Below are 15,743 nucleotides of genomic sequence, written 5' to 3'. Positions count from 1 at the left end.
CCGCTATGCAGGCGTGTCATAACGTTCCATTGTCAGAAAAAATTGACAGTGGTAGTCTCGTTAAAATGACCCGCATAGATCCTTCCATTACCCCCCGTTCCAATGCTCATGCCATCGTGGTGGGCGCTGGTCTGGGCGGGCTTGCCGCCGCCATGCGTCTTGGCGCACGCGGATACCGTGTTTCCGTCTTTGACCGGCTCGATGTTCCGGGAGGACGTGGCTCCTCGATCTCCAAGGACGGCCATCGGTTCGACCTTGGGCCGACCATCGTTACCGTGCCGCAGGTGTTCAAGGAACTCTGGGCGGCTTGCGGGCGCGACTTTCATGCCGATGTGGATCTGCGTGCGCTCGATCCGTTCTACGAGATCCGCTGGCCGGACGGGTCGACCTTCACCGCCAGCCAATCGACCGAGAAGATGCGGGCCGAAGTGGCGCGCCTGTCTCCGGGCGACGTGAAGGGCTATGACAAGTTCCTGCGCGACAGCGAAGAGCGCTACTGGTTCGGATTCGAGGATCTCGGTCGGCGCTCCATGCACAAACTCTGGGATCTGATTCAGGTTCTGCCGAAATTTGCGATGCTGCGCGCTGATCGATCGGTCTATGCCCACGCGGCCAAACGCGTGAAGGACGAACGCCTGCGTATGGCGCTGAGCTTTCATCCGCTGTTTATCGGGGGCGATCCGTTCAACGTCACCTCGATGTATATACTCGTCAGCCATCTGGAGAAGGAATTCGGGGTGCACTATGCCATTGGTGGCGTGGCCCGGATTGCCAAGGTGATGGCGGAGATTGTCGAAAGCCAGGGCGGACATGTCCGGATGGGCGCCGATGTCGATGAGATCCTGGTCAAGAACGGCAAGGCCCGCGGTATAAAACTGGCCAGTGGCGAGATCATCACGGCCGATGTGGTCGTATCCAATGCAGATGCCGGCTTTACCTACGATCACCTGCTGCGCAAGCTTCCACGCAAGCGCTGGACCTCCAAACGGCTGAAGAAGTCGCGGTGGTCCATGGGTCTTTATGTCTGGTATTTCGGCACCAAGGGCACGCGCGGAATGTGGAAGGATGTGGGTCATCACACCATACTGAACGGTCCGCGCTACAAGGGGCTGGTGCGCGATATCTTCCTGTCCGGGAAACTTGCGGATGACATGTCGCTCTATGTTCATCGGCCTTCCGTGACCGACCCAAGCGTGGCGCCGGACGGAGACGACACGTTCTACGTGTTGTCGCCGGTGCCGCATCTCGGCCACGAAAACCCGGTCGATTGGCAAGCGGAAGGCGCCGCTTACAAGGCCAAGGTCATCAAGGTGCTCGAAGACCAGCTTCTGCCCGGCTTCGCAGACCGCCTGACTGCGGAAGAGGTCTTTACACCCGAGACATTCAAGCACCGCTACTGTGCGCCCTACGGGACCGGCTTTTCAATCGAGCCGCGCATTCTGCAAAGCGCCTGGTTTCGGCCCCACAACGTCTCCGAGGAAGTGGACGGTCTCTACCTCACCGGTGCGGGGACACATCCCGGTGCCGGTCTGCCCGGTGTGATTTCATCAGCCGAAGTGCTTAGTCAATTGGTTCCTGACCCGGAGTTTGTCATGCGCGATGAAAGGATGGCGGCAGAATGAGCCGCCAGGAAGATATGGCCGAATGCGCCGAGATGATCCGGCATGGGTCGCTCTCCTTTCATGCCGCTTCGAGGCTGTTGCCGAAATCGGTGCGGGAACCGGCGCTTGCGCTTTATGCATTCTGTCGGCTTGCAGATGATGCCGTCGACCTGCAATCGGAGAAGGCGGCCGCGGTCCTGCAACTTCAGGACCGCCTTGCCCGCGTCTATGAAGGCCGCCCGCGCAACGCAGCACCCGACCGGGCTTTTGCCGCAGTGGTCGAGGAAACGCGGATGCCGCGCGCTTTGCCAGATGCGCTGCTCGAAGGATTGGCCTGGGATGCGATGGGCCGGCGGTATGCGAGCCTGTCGGATGTGAAATCCTATTCCGCGCGGGTCGCTTCGGCAGTGGGTGCGATGATGTCGGTTCTCATGGGGGTGCGCGATGCGGATGCGCTGGCACGGGCCTGCGACCTCGGCGTTGCGATGCAGCTCACGAATATCGCACGGGATATTGGCGAAGATGCGCTGGAAGGCCGGCTCTACCTGCCGACCGACTGGCTTGATGAAGCCGGGATCGACCCGGAGGCGTTTCTTGCCAACCCGCGCCCGACCAAGGCGATTCGGCTTTTGACCCGCCGCCTCGTGATGGAGGCCAATCGGCTCTATTACCGGTCGGAGCCGGGCATTGCCGCCCTGCCGCGCGCTGCGCGGCCCGGTATTTTCGCGGCGCGTCTGATCTATGCCGGGATCGGTGGCAAGGTTGCGGAATCAGGCTACGACTCGATTTCGTCACGGGCGCACACGTCCAAGGGTCAAAAGCTTGCATGGATAGGGCAGGCGGGCTTCATGGCTGGCTTCTCGATGCTGACGCCAAGGGCGGCGACACTGTATGCCAGACCCTTGCCAGAGGTCGCGTTCCTTGTGGATGCGGCGGCAATTGGCGCCCGTGGGCGCAGCCGCGCGGACGGGTTGATCGAGGCTTTGACGCAGCTTGCGCGGTCCGATCAGGAAAGGAGAGCACGCTTGATGGATGATGTGTCGCGCGCTAGCTAGGTGGTCATGTTCTGGCTTCTCTTTGCGATTTTTCTGGCCGCCTGCATGGCTGCGGGCTCAACCGGCGGGCTGTTTCCGCCGGGCTCGTGGTATCGGTCTCTGAACAAACCGCCATGGACGCCGCCCGATTGGGTTTTTCCCGTCACGTGGACCACGCTTTACATTTGTATGGCCACCGCGGGCGCTCGGCTTGCGCTGTCCGACGATAACGCCATCGCCATGGCGATGTGGGCGCTACAGATCGCGCTCAACGGTCTGTGGACACCGGTTTTTTTCGGACTGCAAAAGCTCAAGCTGGGCATGATCGTGCTGGCCTGTCTGTGGGTGTCCGTGGCGGTATCGGTTGTGGTGTTCTGGCAGGTCGACTGGATCTCCGGGGCGTTGTTCCTGCCCTATCTTGTCTGGGTGAGCATCGCGGGGGCGCTCAACGCGAGCGTCATCATGCGCAACCCGTCTGAGGCATGAGCCGCGACTGATCCTTCGGGCTTGGTCTGCGGGACTCCGTGGTCCCCCGGCTCAGATCCCGAAAGACCACCCGGCGCGGCGGGGCACGCGCACCGCAAGCATCGGCTTGATCAGGGGCGAGCGGAAGCGGCGCAGGTCGAGCGCCTCATGCACGCCCACGGTTCTCTCGCCGTCGATGACGGTCTCCACGGCGGAGCGCGAATAGAACGGGGCGTCCAGCATGTTCAGCACTTGCCGCGGCTTGGTGTCGGGATCGCCTCGGGTTTCCCGCCGCACCGCCCAGAGCGACCGGCGGAACCGGTGTTTTGGCGGCAGCGCGATTTCCTCGGCGCGGCCATCCGCCGTGAAGTGGAACCCGGCTGCGAGATCGGATCCGTCGCGGCGCTTGGCGTCGTAAAAACAGGTGGCGCCATCCTTGGTCGGGAACCGCCCCCATGTCCAATCCCTGAAATCCTGTTCAAGCGCTCGCGTCCCGAAATTGGCATCGAAATATCCGTGGCCTGCCCATTGCCAGCCATTTGCTTCGAGATCACAGGTGACCTCGGCGCTTGGCGCGAATGGGCGCCAGACATGTGTGCCGTCCGGCGTCAGCGGCAGCTCAACGGACGTGATCGCGCTGGGCGATACCCTGATCTGGCCCCGCACGCGACTGACCAGGGGCAGGGAGGAAATCTCGTTGATGTCGATCACAAGCGTGCCCCGGTCCCAGCGCAGGGAAGACGGACCCACCGTAAACTGACGCGGGCTCTGCCGCAGGGCCGCGCGGCCCCGATCCGTCATGGTGAACCGTCCGCCCGGACCATAGGTGGCCACGTTGATGCAGACATTGTTATGCGGATCCTTCCGGCCCGACCACGCATACCACGGCGAAAAAACCGACCCTATGAACGCGATGACCGAGAGAGCACGCGTTCCACAATCCGAGATGGCATCGACATACCACCAGGCATAGCCGTTCTGCGGAACCTCCAGGTTAAAGTTGGGTCCATCAAGATCGCCTCTGCCGCGTGCCGGCCGGAGAGCGCCGCCATCGGCACCCCCGCTCCCGGATGACATCCCCCGCCCGCCAACCAGAGCCCCGGGATCTTCGTCCGGGCCCGGGGACGTTCGAGCGCTGCAAACATCCCGTGCGGGCTCTGCCCGTAGAGTGACCCGGCGCTGCCCGGAAAGAGCGCGTCGAATTTTTGCGGTGTCGTCAGCGCAGCTGCGTCCGGTTCCGGTGAGAAGCTCAGACCGAAACGTTTCAACGTTCGGAAGGTCCGTTGATGACATGTGTCGAACTCCTGTTCTGTGCTGCGCGCCTGTGTGAGGGGAGCTGCGTTCAAGATGATCTCGAAGCGCTCCAGCTCTGGCGGCGGGCGCGGCAGCCCGCGGTCCTCCGCGCAGATGTAGAGCGTTGTGTCGGCGGGCGCGCGACCCCAGAGCAACGATTTGAATTCCGCCTTGGGATCGGCGCAGAAAAAGACGTTGTGATGGGCAAGCGCCGGCCCATCTGCGCGGGCGGCAAAGGCCCAGACCTGCGCTGACAGGCTGCGCGGGTGTTTGCGCGCGGCAACCGCCACATCACTGACCGCGGGGCCAAGCATCCCGGTGGAGAGCGCCCTTGGATCGCCATTGAAAACCACCCCGGTTGCGGCCAGCGCTTCGCCGCTGTCGAGGGTGACGCCGGTCACGCGTTTGCCGTTGGTGTCGATGGATCGCACGGATTGGCCAAACCGGAAGGTCCCGCCGCGTTTGACGATGAGCGCGGCAATGGCCTTGGCCAAAGCGTGCATTCCGCCATCAACCACCCAGACACCGGCCTCTTCGGCTTGCCAGATCAGCGACAGGATGGCCGGCGCGCGATATGGCGAGCCGCCGACATATGTGGCGTAGCGGCCAAAGAGCTGACGCAGGCGGGGGTCGGAGAAGCTGCGATCGAGCAGCCCTGCGAGGGTCGAGAGCGGGGCCATGGCCCGCATCAGTCCGCGTTTCGACAGGACTTTGCGGGTCAGCATGGACACATTGGGTTCCGGCGCTTCCATCATCGGTTCGCGGAACGCGTCCCAAAGCTGCTCGGTCCGGTCACAGAAGGCTTCGAATTCCGTCCTGCTGGTCTTGCCCGCAAAGGCCTCGATCGCGCGGGCGCTTGCATCGCGGTCGGAATACAGGTCCAGAGGTCCGGATCCGGGCCACCAATGACGTGCCAGCACGTCTTGCCGGTGTAGTGTCACATGATCTTCAAGCCTCTCGCCAACGGAGGCGAAAAGCGCCTCGAACACCGGCCGCATCGTAAGCACTGTCGGTCCGGCGTCGACCGGGCCTGCGGCGCTGGGAAGTTGCCGCATCTTGCCGCCGGGCGTGTCGGCGCGCTCGATCACGGTGACCGCAAATCCCTGATGTGCGAGAGGCAAAGCCGCGCAAAGCCCACCGATCCCGGCGCCGACAACAACAACAGACGCTTTCGAATCCGTCGCAAGCAAGGAGGAGGCTGCATTTTTCATTGTCTGATAGTTGACTCGGAACCCCTGACTGTCCAGTATGATTTACACTTTGATGTCCAAATAATGTTACAGTCCGCGTCGCGGTCAGGAGGCTTGGATGGGTTTGCACGCACGGATTGATGCGGCGATGGAAGCAGCAATCAGGACCGGACAGGATGGTCCCGCCCCGGGTCGGCTCTCTGGTGCCTTGCACTACGCCTGCACACCGGGGGGCGCGCGGATCCGCCCGACGATCCTGATGTCGGTTGCGCTGGCTTGCGGCGACGACAACCCACAGCTCACCGATGCCGCCGCCGCGGCGCTCGAAATCATGCATTGTGCGAGCCTCGTTCACGATGACCTTCCGATGTTTGACGATGCCGAACTGCGCCGGGGCAAGCCCTCCGTGCATCGCGCCTATTCGGAACCGCTCGCTGTTCTGACAGGTGATGCGCTCATCATCCAGTGTTTTGCCATCCTGAGCAAAGCGGGACTCGACACCCCGGACCGGGCGCTGGCGCTGGTCGGGTTGCTCTCGCGTCAATCGGGCATGCCGCATGGTATCTGCGCCGGGCAGGGATGGGAGAGCGAAGAAATCATCGACCTTTCTGCGTATCACCGCTCCAAGACAGGCGCGCTTTTCATCGCGGCAACTCAGATGGGGGCCGTTGCCGCCGGTCAGGATGCCGAACCCTGGTATGAGCTGGGTGCCCGGATCGGCGAGGCGTTTCAAGTTGCCGACGACCTGCGGGACGCGGTGTGTGATGAAAAGGAACTTGGCAAGCCGGTGGGGCAGGACGATCTGCATGGTCGACCCAACGCCGTGGCCGAACTTGGGCTTGATGGCGCGGTCGAGCGTCTCAGGGCAATCCTGTCCGGCGCGATTGCCTCCATCCCGGCCTGTCCGGGCGAAGCGCAGCTTGCCCAGATGGTGACCATGACCGCAAAACGGATCATGCCTGACGCCGCGTTGAAGACGCGAGCCTGAAGCATGACTCTGGCGCGTGACACCGGGGATCTGCCGCGCTCCGGCCGTATCGGGCTGCGCACGCGATTGGCGCGGATTGCGGCATCGCCGCGGTTTCAGAGCTGGTCCGCGCGCATGCCGATCCTCCGCCGCATCGCCCGGAAGGAAGGGGATGCGCTCTTTGATCTCGTGCAGGGCTTCGTGGCGTCGCAGGTTCTTTATGCAGTGGTGGAGTTGCGTTTGTTGCACCGTTTGCTCGATGGCCCGCTTGCGGTTTCCGCGCTTGCCGAAGGCACGGGCGTCCCACCGGCCCGCATGGCGCGGCTGGCGCAGGCGTCCACGGCGCTCGGGTTGTTTCGGCGCTCCGGCGATCGCTACGGTCTGACCACGCGCGGTGCCGCGTTGCTCGGTGTTCCCGGTCTGGAGCAGATGATCCGACACCATGATGTGCTGTATCGGGATCTCAGCGATCCCCTGGCCTTCTTGCGCGGGGAAACCCAGACCGAGCTTGCAGATTTCTGGCCCTATGTCTTTGGCGCGGGGGGCGCGACCGACCCGTCCACGACCCGGACCTATTCCGACCTGATGGCTCAGAGCCAAGGTCTTGTCGCCGAGGATACGTTGCAAGCGGTCTCGTTTGCCGGTGCCTCGCATCTTCTCGATGTCGGGGGCGGTTCAGGCGCTTTTGCCGAAGCCGCCGCACGCGCGACCCCGGGCTTGCAGGTCACCCTTTTTGACCTGCCTGCGGTTGAAGGTGCGGCCCGCGCACGGCTCGAAAAGTCGGATGTCGGCGCGCGGATCCGCTTTGTCCCGGGGTCTTTCCGGGACGATCCGCTGCCAAAGGGTGTCGATGCGATATCGCTGATCCGGGTTCTTTACGACCACGAGGACGACACGGTCAGGGCCTTGCTGTCCGGCGTTTTTGACACCTTGCCACCGGGTGGCCGGCTCGTGGTGTCAGAACCGATGTCTGGCGGCACAGAGCCGGATCGCGCGGGCGATGTCTATTTTGCGTTCTATTGCATGGCGATGCGGACAGGCACGGTTCGGAGCCAGCGCGAAGTCGCTGATTTAATGTCAGAAATCGGCTTCTCCGAGATCAAGACACCCCGCTCCCGCAGGCCCTTCATCACCTCTGTCGTGATGGCGACCAAGCCCGCGCGATGATCGGCGCGGTAGCCCGGGTCAAATTCTATGGTCGCAAGAGTGTCTATTATGATTGACACTATAAGCTGTAAGGTTAAACTTACACATGAACAGGAACCCATGCGCCTTACAGAATCGTTCGGCCATCACGTCCAGGGAGGATGATCCATGCAAACAACCGCCATCGTTCTGAATGGACCGAAGTCCCTGTCCGTCGAAGAGGTGAAACTCACAGAGCCGGGTCATGCTGACCTCATCGTCGACATTCACCATTCCGGGATCTCTACCGGGACGGAAAAACTCTTTTGGTCCGGTGAGATGCCGCCATTTCCCGGCATGGGATATCCGCTTGTTCCGGGTTACGAAGCCGCAGGCGTTGTGGTCGAAGCAGGTCGCGACAGTGGCTACAAGACCGGCGAGCACGTGTTCGTTCCAGGCGCCAATTGCTATGATGGCGCCTTTGGTCTTTTCGGGGGTGCCGCACGGCGCGTTGTCACCGATGCCGCCCGCGTCACGCGAATCGATGGCGGCCACGGCGCGCAGGCAGCCTTGCTGGCGCTGGCCGCAACGGCCCGGCATTCCATGGCCGGTCTCGACAAGGCGCTGCCCGATCTGATTGTCGGCCACGGCGTTCTTGGACGGTTGCTTGCCCGTTTGACCTTGGCCGCTGGCGCGCCTGCGCCGACGGTCTGGGAGGTCGACCCGCTGCGCATGAGCGGCGCAGAGGGTTATGAAGTTCTGCATCCCGATGCCGATGAGCGCCGGGACTATGGCGCGATCTACGATGCGTCCGGGCGCGGCGATCTGCTGAATGATCTGGTGTCGCGCATCGCCAAGGGCGGCGAGATTGTTCTGGCGGGCTTCTACACCCAGCCGCTGCAATTTGCCTTTCCGCCGGCTTTCATGAAGGAAGCCCGGTTCCGCGTGGCCGCCGAATGGGCGCGCGATGACCTGACGGCGACCCGGTCGCTGGTCGAATCCGGAGCGCTGAGCCTCGACGGACTGATTACACATACAAGCCCGGTCAAGAATGCCGCCGCAGCGTATCGCACGGCCTTCGAAGACCCGGGATGTCTCAAGATGATCCTAGATTGGGAGCAAGCCGCATGAAGGACGAAATTCCTGATCTGAAGGGGTATGACAAGCGCCTTTCCGAAGAAGCCTCCGAGCCGACGCTCGAAGTGCCGCAAGGCGAGCCGACCTCCAAAACCCAGATCATCGCGATCTACGGCAAGGGCGGGATCGGCAAGTCGTTCACGCTGGCCAATCTCAGCCACATGATGGCCGAGCAGGGCAAGCGCGTGCTGCTCATTGGCTGCGACCCGAAATCCGATACCACCTCTTTGCTCTTTGGCGGCAAGGCCTGCCCGACGATCATCGAGACGTCGACCCGCAAGAAGCTGGCCGGTGAAGAGGTCAAGATCGGCGATGTCTGCTTCAAGCGCGGTGGCGTTTTCGCGATGGAGCTTGGTGGTCCGGAGGTCGGTCGCGGATGCGGCGGGCGCGGCATCATCCACGGGTTCGAACTGCTTGAAAAGCTCGGGTTCCATGATTGGGATTTCGACTACGTCCTGCTGGATTTCCTCGGTGACGTGGTCTGCGGCGGATTCGGCCTGCCGATTGCCCGCGACATGGCGCAGAAGGTGATCCTTGTGGCGTCCAACGATCTGCAGTCGCTCTACGTGGCGAACAACGTGTGTTCGGCGGTGGAGTATTTCCGCAAACTCGGCGGCAATGTCGGCGTGGCGGGCCTTGTGATCAACAAGGATGACGGCTCGGGCGAGGCGCAGGCCTTTGCCAAGGCGGTCGACATTCCGGTGCTTGCGAGCATTCCGCAGGATGACGATCTGCGCAAGAAATCCGCGAATTATCAGATAGTTGGCACCAGTCAGAGCCAGTGGGGCGCGCTCTTTGCCGCGCTGGGCGACCATGTTGCCGTGGCCCCGCCGATGCGGCCCACCGCGCTGAGCCAGGATGGGTTGCTGGAGCTGTTCGACGGTTCGGAAACCGGCGCGGGCTTTGTGCTTGAGCCGGCCACGGATGAAGACATGCGCGGACCGGATGCGGTGCCACAGGTTTCCCTCGAGGTGATCTACGACGACGCGTGACGTGATTGCCGGAACGGGGACCCGATGTCCCCGCCACTGGTGCCCTTTGACAGAGAAGAAGCGATCTTGAGCAACGAAAAGACATATGACGACACGGCAGAGGTGGATGTGATCCGGGGCGCGCCTCGGGATCCGTCTCGGGATGCCGGTGTTCCTTCGGACGGTCTTGGGTGTCACTCGGGCTCCGAAATGAAAAAAGCCGCTGAGCTTGCAGGCAATACCGAGCTTCTGGATCGCTATGCTGCGGATTATCCGCAAGGACCGCATGACAAGCCGCAAAGCATGTGCCCGGCCTTCGGGTCGTTGCGCGTTGGCTTGCGGATGAAGCGGGTGGCGACGGTGCTTTCGGGCTCCGCGTGCTGCGTCTACGGGTTGACCTTCGTGAGCCATTTCTATGGCGCGCGGCGGTCGGTTGGGTATGTGCCGTTCAACTCCGAAACCTTGGTGACGGGCAAGCTCTTCGAGGACATTCGCGACTCCGTGCACGAGATGGCGGACCCGGACCGGTTTGACGCCATCGTGGTGACAAACCTCTGTGTTCCAACGGCTTCCGGCGTTCCGCTGCGGCTTTTGCCGGATGAGATCAACGGCGTGCGGATTGTCGGGATCGACGTTCCGGGTTTTGGCGTGCCGACCCATGCGGAGGCCAAGGATATCCTTGCTGGCGCGATGCTCGATTATGCGCGCGCCGAGATCAAGGCGGGGCCGGTCGCGGCGCCAACGGGCGGCAAATCAGACCGTCCGACGGTGAGCCTTCTGGGCGAGATGTTCCCCGCCGATCCGATGATGATTGGCGCAATGCTGGCACCGATGGGATTGGCGGCGGGGCCGGTTGTGCCGTGCCGCGAATGGCGCGAGTTGTACGCCGCGCTCGACAGTCAGGTCGTGGCGGCGATCCACCCGTTCTATACCGCCGCTGTGCGGTCCTTTCAGGCCGCCGGCCGCACGGTTGTCGGCTCCGCGCCTGTCGGACGCGACGGAACAGCCGCGTGGCTCAAGGCCATCGGCGAGGCGTATAACGTGCCAGCGGCGCAGATCGCGGCGGCGCAGAATGCGTTTCTTCCGGCCATCGAGGGCGCTCTTGCGGGCGCACCCATCAATGGCACCATCACCTTAAGCGGATATGAAGGCAGCGAACTGCTGGTCGCGCGGCTGCTCGTGGAGAGCGGGGCGGACCTGCGCTACGTCGGGACAGCCTGTGCGCGGTCCGAATGGTCGGAGCCCGACCGCGTTTGGCTCGAAGACAAGGGCATCAAGGTCCAGTTCCGCGCGTCGCTCGAGGACGATTGCGCGGCGATGGAAGGCGTTCGACCCGACCTTGCCATTGGCACGACACCGGTTGTGCAGAAGGCAAAAGAGCTCGGGATTCCGGGGCTTTACTACACCAATCTGATTTCGGCACGGCCCCTGATGGGACCGGCTGGCGCGGGCTCGCTCGCGGAGGTGGTCAATGCGGCCATCGCCGGCAAAGAGCGGATGGACAGCATGAAGGCCTTCTTCGAGGGCGTGGGCAGTGGCGACACTGCCGGCGTGTGGGAAGGCAGCCCCAATCTGCGCCCGGATTTCCGGGCGGCGCATCAGAAAAAACTCGAAAAGAAGGCGCGCGCAGCCAAGGCGGAGCAGATGATATGAGCCGCCGTTTTGCGCCAAGACACGCCATGCACAATTCATGCACATCGCATGCACAAACCATGCGCATGACCTGTGCGCTTCCGGTTTTCTCTGCCGACACGCGCGGGTTTCCGGCGCGGGGAGGGCAAGTGCCATGCTGATTCAGGATCATGACAGGGCCGGTGGCTATTGGGGCGCAGTCTATGCGTTCTGTGCCGTCAAGGGTCTGCAAGTTGTTATCGACGGGCCGGTTGGGTGTGAAAACCTGCCAGTGACATCGGTGTTGCATTACACCGATGCGCTCCCGCCGCATGAACTCCCCATCGTGGTTACGGGCCTCGGTGAGGAGGAGCTGGGTCGAGAGGGGACCGAAGGCGCCATGAAACGCGCCTGGGGTGTGCTCGACCCAGCTCTCCCGGCTGTTGTGGTCACCGGCTCCATTGCCGAGATGATCGGCGGCGGTGTCACGCCCATGGGCACCAATATCCAGCGGTTCCTGCCGCGCACGATTGACGAGGATCAGTGGGAAGCCGCGGACCGCGCGATGACCTGGATCTTTACCGAGTTCGGCATGACCAAGGGGCGCATGCCCAAAGAGGCCAAGCGCGAAGAGGGCGCCGCCCCGCGCGTCAACATCCTCGGGCCGATGTATGGCACGTTCAACATGCCATCGGACCTGGCCGAGATCCGGCGTCTGGTCGAAGGCATGGGGGTCGAGGTCAACATGGTGATGCCGATGGGCGCGCATCTGGCCGAGATGCGCAACCTCGTGAATGCCGATGTCAATATCTGCATGTATCGCGAATTCGGTCGCGGATTGTGCGAAGTGCTCGGCAAGCCCTATCTGCAAGCGCCGATCGGCGTGGAGAGCACAACGAAATTCCTGCGCACACTGGGCGAGCTGACGGGTCTCGACTCGGAGCCGTTCATCGAGCGCGAGAAGCATTCGACGCTGAAACCGGTCTGGGATCTGTGGCGGTCGGTGACGCAGGACTTCTTCGCCACCGCGTCTTTCGGGATCGTGGCGAACGAGACCTATGCCCGCGGAATCCGCCGCTACCTCGAAGGGGATCTCGGGTTCCCGTGCGATTTTGCCGTAGCGCGCTGTGCGGGATCAAAGACCAACAATGAGGAAGTGCGCGCGCTTGTGCACCAGAAGCGTCCGCTGATCCTCATGGGGTCGATCAACGAGAAAATGTATCTCGCGGAGACCAAGGCCGGGTTCGGGCCGCAGCCCGCATTCATCCCGGCGAGCTTTCCCGGGGCCGCGATCCGACGCCATACCGGCACGCCGATGATGGGCTATGCTGGCGCGACCTATCTCTTGCAGGAAGTCTGCAACGGGCTGTTCGACGCGCTGTTCCACATCCTGCCGCTGGGCACGGAGATGGACAAGACCGATGCCACGCTCACACCGCTGCGCCGCGATTTCCCGTGGGATCCGGATGCGCAGGCCGCGCTGGATCGCATCGTGGAAACGCACCCGATCCTGACCCGCATTTCCGCGGCCAAGACCCTGCGCGATGCCGCCGAGGCGGCCGCGCTGGAGGATGGCGCAGAGCGGGTCGTGCTTGAAACCGTGCTGGCGCTTGCGCCCAAGGGCACCGAATTTGCCGCCGCCCCGGCGGACCAGACTTCTGAAGGAGGACACTAGAATGGCCGATTTCACTTCCCAGGAACCGCGTCGCCACACGACCAAACGCGGCGCCGAGTTTACCTTTTATTTCAGCATCATCTTCCTGCTCGCGATCCCCTTCGCGATGGTGGGCTGGGTGCTGGAGGTGTTCCAGAAGCAGACGCTCATGCTGCACGGGCCGCTTGCCCGCGCGTGGGCCGAAGCGGACCGGATCACCCCTCTGATCTTCTCTGCCTGAGCGAGGGCAGGGAGAAGAGTCTGACCGCGCCTGCATGGGGCGGACAGTTTGCCCGTGGATGATCCACGGGCGCCCCCGCCGCAGGGTGTGCGGCGGCAGTCAAATCGTTCCGGAGGAATAATATGGCTGATAATTCCGACCTGTCCTTCACAGGTCTCACCGACGAGCAGGCGCAAGAGCTGCACTCCGTCTATATGAGCGGCCTTTGGCTGTTCTCGGCGGTTGCTGTGGTCGCACACTTGGCGACCTTCATCTGGCGCCCGTGGTTCTGAGGGAGAACTGAAGAATGGCAAAATTCTACAAGATCTGGATGGTTTTCGACCCGCGCCGCGTTTTCGTGGCACAGGGCGTTTTCCTCTTCCTGCTGGCTGCAATGATCCATCTCGTGGTGCTGTCCAACGGCATCAACTGGTTCGAAACAGCTGCTCAGGCAGGCATGTGATCACCTGACTTGAGAGCCTTCGGGCTCTCGTGATGCTCCCGGGAGGAGCGTCTCAGGCAAACACCTTTCGGTGTCTGCCGTGGGCGGGGTTTTGCGCGTCGCCCACGGCGTAACAACAATCCACTGTCGGTCGTCTTGCGAGGGACACCGCCACACTGCGGAGAAATGAAGATGGCGCTGCTCAGCTTCGAGAAAAAGTATCGCGTCCGCGGAGGGACGCTGATCGGCGGCGATCTGTTCGACTTCTGGGTGGGTCCATTCTATGTGGGCTTCTTCGGGGTCACGACCGCCTTTTTCGCTCTGCTCGGCACGATACTCATACTGTGGGGCGCGTCGCAGCAAGGCACCTTCAATCCCTGGCTTATCAATATCGCACCGCCGGACCTGTCATACGGTCTTGGCATGGCACCGCTCATGGAGGGCGGGCTGTGGCAGATCATCACGATCTGTGCGGTCGGCGCGTTTGGCAGCTGGGCTCTGCGTGAAGTCGAGATCTGCCGCAAGCTCGGCATCGGCTATCACGTGCCTTTCGCCTTTTCGGTGGCGATCTTTGCCTATGTGACGCTGGTGGTGTTCCGCCCGCTTCTGATGGGCGCATGGGGGCATGGCTTCCCATACGGGATCTTCAGCCACCTCGATTGGGTGAGCAACACCGGCTATGCCTATCTGCACTTCCATTACAACCCGGCCCATATGCTGGCGGTGACGTTCTTCTTCACCACCACCCTGGCGCTGGCGTTGCATGGCGGTCTGATCCTGTCGGCGGCCAATCCCGGCATCGAAGGCGAAGAGATGAAGACCCCCGATCACGAAGACACGTTCTTCCGGGATTTCATCGGCTACTCGGTCGGGACGCTCGGCATTCACCGTGTTGGTCTCCTGCTGGCGCTGAATGCCGGTTTCTGGAGCGCGATCTGTATCATCATCTCCGGCCCCGTCTGGACCAAAGGCTGGCCCGAATGGTGGAACTGGTGGCTCGAACTGCCCATCTGGGGCGCCAACGTGGGGCTGTAAAACATGGCTAGTTTACCCGAATATCAAAACATCTTCACGCAGGTGCAGGTCCAGGGCCAACCGGAATGGGGCATGGACACACCCACCGCGAAAGAAGAGCGCGGCACATGGGCACGGTTCTCCACCCTCATCGGGTGGCTCGGAAACGCCCAGCTTGGCCCGGTCTATCTTGGCTGGACCGGCATGGTGTCGATCGCTACGGGCATCCTTGCCCTCAACATCATCGGGCTCAACATGCTGGCGCAGGTCGGCTGGTCGATCCCGGAATTCCTGCGGCAGCTCTTCTGGCTGGCGCTGGAGCCGCCAAGCCCGGAATACGGGCTCAAGATCCCGCCGCTTCAGGACGGGGGCTGGTATATCATCGCGAGCTTCTTCCTGCTCGTGTCGGTGATGAGCTGGCTGGCGCGAACGTGGATCCTCGCGGAAGAACACAAGATGGGCAAACACATCTTCTGGGCTTTTGCGTCGGCGATCTGGTTGATGCTGGTGCTTGGCCTGTTCCGGCCGATCCTGATGGGATCGTGGTCCGAAGCGGTGCCCTACGGGATCTTCCCGCACCTTGACTGGACCACGGCGTTCTCGATCCGCTACGGCAACCTCTACTACAACCCGTTCCACGCGCTTTCGATCGTCTTCCTTTATGGCTCTGTGCTGCTCTTCGCGATGCACGGCGCGACGATCCTTGCGGTGACCCGCTACGGCGGCGACCGGGAGCTTGAACAGATCGTCGACCGCGGCACGGCCACGGAACGCGCGGCCCTGTTCTGGCGCTGGACCATGGGCTTCAACGCCACGATGGAAGGCATTCACCGCTGGGCGTGGTGGTTTGCGGTGCTCACCCCGATCACGGGCGGCATCGGCATCCTGCTCACCGGCACGGTCGTGGACAACTGGTTCATCTGGGCCCAGGAGCATCACTTCGCTCCGATGTATGACGGCAGCTACGGCTACGAGGCATACGGCACCTATGACGCCTTTATCGGCAAGGAGGAGTGATC

16 protein-coding genes are annotated in these 15,743 nt (G+C 62.6%); 14 read left to right on the top strand and 2 right to left on the bottom strand.

What is annotated here, in order from left to right:
• Positions 1-65: 65 nt before the first annotated feature.
• From J1C49_RS07435 to J1C49_RS07425, 3 genes are read left to right on the top strand one after another with little or no spacing between them, the layout of a single operon-like run.
• Positions 66-1,622, top strand: a complete 1,557-nt coding sequence (locus J1C49_RS07435; protein WP_227445180.1) for a phytoene desaturase — start codon at positions 66-68, stop codon at positions 1,620-1,622.
• Positions 1,619-2,656 carry a 15-cis-phytoene synthase gene (gene crtB, locus J1C49_RS07430; RefSeq protein ID WP_227445179.1) on the top strand — a complete coding sequence of 346 codons (1,038 nt, stop codon included), beginning with the start codon at positions 1,619-1,621 and terminating at the stop codon, positions 2,654-2,656. Before J1C49_RS07435 ends, crtB begins: the two co-directional genes overlap by 4 nt.
• Before the next feature lie 6 nt (positions 2,657-2,662).
• Complete coding sequence (locus J1C49_RS07425) at positions 2,663-3,121, top strand: TspO/MBR family protein (RefSeq protein WP_227445178.1); 459 nt, start codon at positions 2,663-2,665, stop codon at positions 3,119-3,121.
• Positions 3,122-3,172: 51 nt separating this feature from the next.
• Here J1C49_RS07425 and crtC read toward each other — a convergent pair whose 3' ends face one another.
• Both crtC and crtD read right to left on the bottom strand, forming a co-directional pair.
• Positions 3,173-4,048 (bottom strand): carotenoid 1,2-hydratase, encoded by an 876-nt coding sequence (gene crtC, locus J1C49_RS07420; protein ID WP_227445241.1) that lies wholly within the window; start codon positions 4,046-4,048, stop codon positions 3,173-3,175.
• Entirely contained in the window at positions 4,003-5,604 is a 1,602-nt protein-coding gene (crtD, locus tag J1C49_RS07415) for a 1-hydroxycarotenoid 3,4-desaturase CrtD (protein WP_227445177.1), read from the bottom strand. Before crtD ends, crtC begins: the two co-directional genes overlap by 46 nt.
• Positions 5,605-5,701: 97 nt before the next feature.
• Here crtD and J1C49_RS07410 point away from each other — a divergent pair, with 97 nt between their 5' ends.
• The 11 genes from J1C49_RS07410 to pufM all read left to right on the top strand — a co-directional run bounded on the left by J1C49_RS07410 (position 5,702) and on the right by pufM (position 15,741).
• On the top strand, positions 5,702-6,571 hold the full coding sequence (locus J1C49_RS07410; RefSeq protein WP_227445176.1) for a polyprenyl synthetase family protein: 870 nt from the start codon (positions 5,702-5,704) through the stop codon (positions 6,569-6,571).
• Positions 6,572-6,574: 3 nt separating this feature from the next.
• Positions 6,575-7,717 (top strand): acetylserotonin O-methyltransferase, encoded by a 1,143-nt coding sequence (locus J1C49_RS07405; protein WP_227445175.1) that lies wholly within the window; start codon positions 6,575-6,577, stop codon positions 7,715-7,717.
• A gap of 147 nt (positions 7,718-7,864) precedes the next feature.
• On the top strand, positions 7,865-8,806 hold the full coding sequence (bchC, locus tag J1C49_RS07400; RefSeq protein ID WP_227445174.1) for a chlorophyll synthesis pathway protein BchC: 942 nt from the start codon (positions 7,865-7,867) through the stop codon (positions 8,804-8,806).
• Complete coding sequence (locus J1C49_RS07395; protein ID WP_227445173.1) at positions 8,803-9,804, top strand: chlorophyllide a reductase iron protein subunit X; 1,002 nt, start codon at positions 8,803-8,805, stop codon at positions 9,802-9,804. Before bchC ends, J1C49_RS07395 begins: the two co-directional genes overlap by 4 nt.
• Positions 9,805-9,870: 66 nt before the next feature.
• A complete protein-coding gene (bchY, locus tag J1C49_RS07390) occupies positions 9,871-11,436 on the top strand; it encodes a chlorophyllide a reductase subunit Y (RefSeq protein WP_227445172.1) in 1,566 nt (521 codons plus the stop codon).
• A gap of 133 nt (positions 11,437-11,569) precedes the next feature.
• Positions 11,570-13,069, top strand: coding sequence for a chlorophyllide a reductase subunit Z (gene bchZ, locus J1C49_RS07385; protein WP_227445171.1), 1,500 nt, complete (start codon positions 11,570-11,572; stop codon positions 13,067-13,069).
• 1 nt (position 13,070) lies between these two features.
• Positions 13,071-13,289 carry a cytochrome PufQ gene (gene pufQ, locus J1C49_RS07380; RefSeq protein WP_227445170.1) on the top strand — a complete coding sequence of 73 codons (219 nt, stop codon included), beginning with the start codon at positions 13,071-13,073 and terminating at the stop codon, positions 13,287-13,289.
• 122 nt (positions 13,290-13,411) lie between these two features.
• The gene (gene pufB / locus J1C49_RS07375; RefSeq protein WP_114509227.1) at positions 13,412-13,561 is read left to right on the top strand and encodes a light-harvesting antenna LH1, beta subunit; all 150 of its coding nucleotides are present in this window, start codon (positions 13,412-13,414) and stop codon (positions 13,559-13,561) included.
• Between the two features lie 14 nt (positions 13,562-13,575).
• Positions 13,576-13,731: a light-harvesting antenna LH1, alpha subunit gene (pufA, locus tag J1C49_RS07370; protein WP_227445169.1), complete on the top strand. Its 156-nt coding sequence runs from the start codon at positions 13,576-13,578 to the stop codon at positions 13,729-13,731.
• Between the two features lie 171 nt (positions 13,732-13,902).
• Complete coding sequence (gene pufL, locus J1C49_RS07365) at positions 13,903-14,745, top strand: photosynthetic reaction center subunit L (RefSeq protein ID WP_227445168.1); 843 nt, start codon at positions 13,903-13,905, stop codon at positions 14,743-14,745.
• Between the two features lie 3 nt (positions 14,746-14,748).
• Positions 14,749-15,741, top strand: coding sequence for a photosynthetic reaction center subunit M (gene pufM, locus J1C49_RS07360; RefSeq protein ID WP_227445167.1), 993 nt, complete (start codon positions 14,749-14,751; stop codon positions 15,739-15,741).
• The last annotated feature ends 2 nt before the right edge of the window (positions 15,742-15,743 follow it).

Source organism: Cognatishimia sp. F0-27 (assembly GCF_020667845.1).
GTDB lineage: Bacteria > Pseudomonadota > Alphaproteobacteria > Rhodobacterales > Rhodobacteraceae > JAFMPQ01.
Note: the sequence above shows the minus strand (reverse complement) of the source record. Positions and strands in the feature narration are given on the sequence as shown.

Excerpts from the sequence above, each read along its gene's own strand:
- pufA (WP_227445169.1), top strand. The coding sequence starts at position 13,576 with ATGGCAAAATTCTACAAGATCTGGATGGTTTTCGACCCGCGCCGCGTT.
- crtB (WP_227445179.1), top strand. The coding sequence starts at position 1,619 with ATGAGCCGCCAGGAAGATATGGCCGAATGCGCCGAGATGATCCGGCAT.
- J1C49_RS07435 (WP_227445180.1), top strand. The coding sequence starts at position 66 with ATGACCCGCATAGATCCTTCCATTACCCCCCGTTCCAATGCTCATGCC.
- pufM (WP_227445167.1), top strand. The coding sequence starts at position 14,749 with ATGGCTAGTTTACCCGAATATCAAAACATCTTCACGCAGGTGCAGGTC.
- bchC (WP_227445174.1), top strand. The coding sequence starts at position 7,865 with ATGCAAACAACCGCCATCGTTCTGAATGGACCGAAGTCCCTGTCCGTC.
- bchZ (WP_227445171.1), top strand. The coding sequence starts at position 11,570 with ATGCTGATTCAGGATCATGACAGGGCCGGTGGCTATTGGGGCGCAGTC.
- crtD (WP_227445177.1), bottom strand. The coding sequence starts at position 5,604 with ATGAAAAATGCAGCCTCCTCCTTGCTTGCGACGGATTCGAAAGCGTCT.
- pufB (WP_114509227.1), top strand. The coding sequence starts at position 13,412 with ATGGCTGATAATTCCGACCTGTCCTTCACAGGTCTCACCGACGAGCAG.
- J1C49_RS07410 (WP_227445176.1), top strand. The coding sequence starts at position 5,702 with ATGGGTTTGCACGCACGGATTGATGCGGCGATGGAAGCAGCAATCAGG.
- J1C49_RS07395 (WP_227445173.1), top strand. The coding sequence starts at position 8,803 with ATGAAGGACGAAATTCCTGATCTGAAGGGGTATGACAAGCGCCTTTCC.
- pufL (WP_227445168.1), top strand. The coding sequence starts at position 13,903 with ATGGCGCTGCTCAGCTTCGAGAAAAAGTATCGCGTCCGCGGAGGGACG.
- pufQ (WP_227445170.1), top strand. The coding sequence starts at position 13,071 with ATGGCCGATTTCACTTCCCAGGAACCGCGTCGCCACACGACCAAACGC.
- J1C49_RS07425 (WP_227445178.1), top strand. The coding sequence starts at position 2,663 with ATGTTCTGGCTTCTCTTTGCGATTTTTCTGGCCGCCTGCATGGCTGCG.
- J1C49_RS07405 (WP_227445175.1), top strand. The coding sequence starts at position 6,575 with ATGACTCTGGCGCGTGACACCGGGGATCTGCCGCGCTCCGGCCGTATC.